The 3,618-nt window shown below is 70.3% G+C and carries 3 protein-coding genes; 2 read left to right on the top strand and 1 reads right to left on the bottom strand.

Annotated elements, in window-relative coordinates; genetic code table 11:
• Nucleotides 1-12 precede the first annotated feature (12 nt).
• On the top strand, nucleotides 13-1,212 hold the full coding sequence (locus G4D87_RS35295) for a cyclic nucleotide-binding domain-containing protein (protein WP_163787095.1): 1,200 nt from the start codon (nucleotides 13-15) through the stop codon (nucleotides 1,210-1,212).
• Between the two features lie 22 nt (nucleotides 1,213-1,234).
• Here the strand turns inward: G4D87_RS35295 and G4D87_RS35290 are convergent, their stop codons facing one another.
• On the bottom strand, nucleotides 1,235-2,407 hold the full coding sequence (locus G4D87_RS35290; RefSeq protein ID WP_163787094.1) for a PAS domain-containing sensor histidine kinase: 1,173 nt from the start codon (nucleotides 2,405-2,407) through the stop codon (nucleotides 1,235-1,237).
• A 160-nt stretch (nucleotides 2,408-2,567) separates the two neighbouring features.
• Here G4D87_RS35290 and G4D87_RS35285 point away from each other — a divergent pair.
• The coding region (locus G4D87_RS35285) for a serine/threonine protein kinase (protein ID WP_163787097.1) at nucleotides 2,568-3,618 on the top strand (1,051 nt) is incomplete at its 3' end.

The following is a 3,618-nucleotide window of genomic DNA, read 5'->3' as shown; positions in this document are numbered from 1 at the left end:
GGGAGACCCAACATGTCAGAGTCAGCAGGTGGCCAGGGCGAGGGGAGCGGGCGGCTGCGCACGCCCGTGGAGGGGGCCCTCCGCGCGGTGCGCTCCCTGGTCGAAATGGAGGACACGGACCGGGCGGCGCAGCTCTACGAGGAGCTGGGCGATGCGCAGCGCGAGCGCATCCGCCACGAAGCCGAGCAGGGGCCGGCGAAGGAGCGCCGGGGCTTCGTCGAGGTGCTGCGGCGCGCGCGGGACTTCCTGGGCGCGGCCCGGCTGATGGACGGCCAGGGCGAGGACGCCACCGCCGGGGACCTCTACTTCCAGAGTGGCCAGTACATGGCCGCCGCGGAGAGCTACCTCCGCGCGGGGGAGGCCGAGCGCGCCGCCGCCGCCTTCGAGCGAGGCGGGGCGCTGGAGCGCGCGCTGGCCGTCTATCAAGAGCTGGGCGCGCGCGAAGCCATGGCGCAGTGCCTGGTGCGACTGGACCGTCCCTTCGAGGCGGCCACGCTCTACCGGGAGCTGGGGCAGGCGCACGCGGAGGTGGAGGCGCTCGGGGGCGTGCGCGCGGAGGACCCGCGCTTCGTGGAGGCGGTGCTGCGCATCTGCCAGTTGCTGGACGCGGAGGGTTTCACGCACCGGGCGCTGGCGGTGCTCGCGGACGCGGTGAGCAGCTCGGAGGACGCGCGCGGAGACCCGGCGCTGGTGACGGAGAAGGCCCGGCTGCTGCGCCGCATGGGGATGGAGGCGGAGGCGGAGGCCATGCTCATCCGCCGCTCCGGAGGCGCGGCGGCGCCCGCGGCGAACGGGTACCGGTTCCTCAAGGCCATCCCCATCTTCGGCGAGCTGTCCCTGGAGGACATGAAGGACCTCTACCGGCTGGCGCGCCAGGTCGTCATCGCGCCCGGCGCGGTGCTGCTGGAGAAGGGCGCGCCCGGCGTGGGGCTCTTCGTCCTGATGGACGGCTCGGTGGACGTCTTCAGCGGACCCGAAGACGACGCCCGGCACCTCAACACGTTGGGGCCAGGGGCGTACCTGGGGGAAATCTCCCTGGTGCAGGACGGGCCCGTCTCCGCCCACGTCCGTGCGCGGACCTCCGTGCGGGCGCTGCGCATCAGCCGCGCGGATTTCGACCGCTTCGTGGATACGCACGAGGCGGCGGCGCTGCGCATCTACCGCCTCTTCACCCAGAACCTCGCGGGCCGGGTGCGTGCGCTGAGCACCTGACGGCGACGGCCCGGGCGCGTGACTACGTGGGGCCGAGCGGGAGCCGGACGCTGAACGTGCTCCCCTGGCCCAGCACGCTGGACACCTGGATGTCGCCCTCGTGCGCCGTGACGACCTGGTGGGCGATGAAGAGGCCGAGCCCCAGCCCGCTGTAGTTGTGGCCGGACACGGCCCGCATGAACCGGTCGAAGACGTGGGGCAGTGCCTCCGGCGCGATGCCGATGCCTTCGTCGCGGATGTCCAGCAGCGCCATGCCACCTTCCGCGCGCAGGCTGACGTGAACCGGCTTGCCCGCTCCGTACTTGATTGCATTGGAGAGGAGGTTGGTCATCACCTGCTCCACCCGGCGCGTGTCCCATTCGCCCTGCACGGGCCCTGGCGCGTCCAGCTTCACGGTGCTTCCGAGCTGAGTGGCTTGTGGCAGGTAGCGGGCGATGACCTCCCGGAGCAGCGCCGTGAGGTCCGCGGGCACGCGCTCCAGGGTCAGCTGGCCCACGCTGATGCGTGACACATCGAGCAGGTCGTCCACCAACTCCACCAGCTTGCTCACCTGGCGGACGGCGACGTCGAGGTCGCGTCCCACACGCGCGCTCGGCAGCGTGCCTCCCGAGGCGTTGTCGACGGCACGGCGCATGGCCGTCAGCTTCAGTTGCAGCGGGGTGAGCGGGGTGCGCAGCTCGTGGGACGCCACGGACAGGAAGTCGTCACGGATGCGAAGCGCCTCCCGCAGGCGCTCCATCTCCCGTTGCTCCTGGGCCTGGTAGCGGGCGGTGAAGTCGCGCGTCACCTTGCCGAAGCCGCGCAGCTGCCCCGACTCGTCGTACAGCGCGGTGATGACGACGTTGGCCCAGAAGTGGCGGCCGTCCTTGCGGACGCGCCAGCCGTCCTCCTCGAAGCGGCCCTCACGCGTCGCCACGTCGAGCCCGTACCGCGGCCGGTTCCGCGCCACGGCTTCAGGTGGATAGAAGCGGCTGAAGTGCTGCCCCAGGATTTCGTCCGCCCGGTAGCCCTTGATGCGCTCGGCGCCCGGGTTCCAGCTCGCGACGTACCCGTCCGGGTCGAGCGTCAGGATGGCGTGGTCGGTGACACTCTCAATCAACAGCCGGAGCTGGTCCGCGGTGTCTTGCTTGGATGCGCCTTGCCCGGAGTATGCGATGCGCCTGGCGCCTCCGGGGCAGCCGTTGGTGTCTTCCATGGGCCTCCTGCTCCTGACTGGCTGGTATGAGAACACGCCCCCTCTCGTCACGGGGAATCGCGTGCCGTGGCCATCGGCCAGCAGACACTCCGGCCTGTCGAGGAAGGGGTCGTCACGAAGGTCGACGTGGACCCATGCGGGCGATAACATGCCGCGCCCAATGTCCATGCAGGGTGGCGCCGGTGACGATCCCGATAGAGGGCGGCGCATCGGGAAATACGAAATCCTCACGCGCCTCTCGATAGGAGGAATGGCGGAGCTGTTCCTGGCCTACACCTCCGGGCCCGGGGGATTTCGCAAGTTCGTCGCGGTGAAGCAGATTCTCCCGGACATCAAGAAGGACGAGCAATTCGTCCAGATGTTCCTGGACGAGGCGCGCATCACCGCGGCCTTCTCCCACGCGAACATCGGTCAGGTGTTCGACCTGGGCGAGGAGGGCGGGGAGCTGTACCTCGCCATGGAGTTCCTGCCCGGGCAGAACCTGGAGCAGGTGGTGAAGGCCTCCGCGCGCCAGGGCTACCCGCTGCCGCTCGGCTTCGTCGGGCGGGTGATTCGCGATACCTGCCTGGGCCTGCACTACGCGCACCACTTCACGGACCCGTCGGGCCGGCCCGCGGTGGTGGTGCACCGCGACGTGTCTCCGAAGAACGTGATGCTCACCTACGACGGCGTCGTGAAGGTGATTGACTTCGGCATCGCCAAGGCGCGCGGACGCTTGGGCCGCACGCAGGTGGGGACGGTGAAGGGGACCAGCGGCTACATGTCCCCGGAGCAGGTGCGGGGCGCGGCCACCCTGGATGGCCGCAGTGACTTGTTCTCCGTGGGCGTCATGCTGCACGAGCTGCTGAGCGGCCAGCGGTTGTTCAGCGGGCCGCACGAAGCGGCGGTGATGATGCAGATCGCCGAGGCCGACGTGCCTCCGCTGCGCGGCATCAACCCGGACCTCCCCGAGGCCTTGGAAGCCGTGGTGGTGCGAGCGCTCGCACGGGACGTGTCCCAGCGCTTCACCAACTGCCGGGAGATGGCGCGCGCCATTGAAGCGGCGCTCGGCTCGGAGCTCTTCGACGAGGACGGCATGACCGCCGTCATGGGCGACCTCTTCGCCGACAAGCGCCAGAAGACGCGCACGCTGTTGGAGCTGGCCAGCCGCGCGGAGGATGCCCGCGTCAGCGAGGCGGCGGGTGCCCTCCAGCAGGAGGACGGCTCGGACG

Source organism: Myxococcus vastator (assembly GCF_010894475.1).
Taxonomy (GTDB): Bacteria; Myxococcota; Myxococcia; order Myxococcales; family Myxococcaceae; genus Myxococcus; species Myxococcus vastator.
Note: the sequence above shows the minus strand (reverse complement) of the source record. Positions and strands in the feature narration are given on the sequence as shown.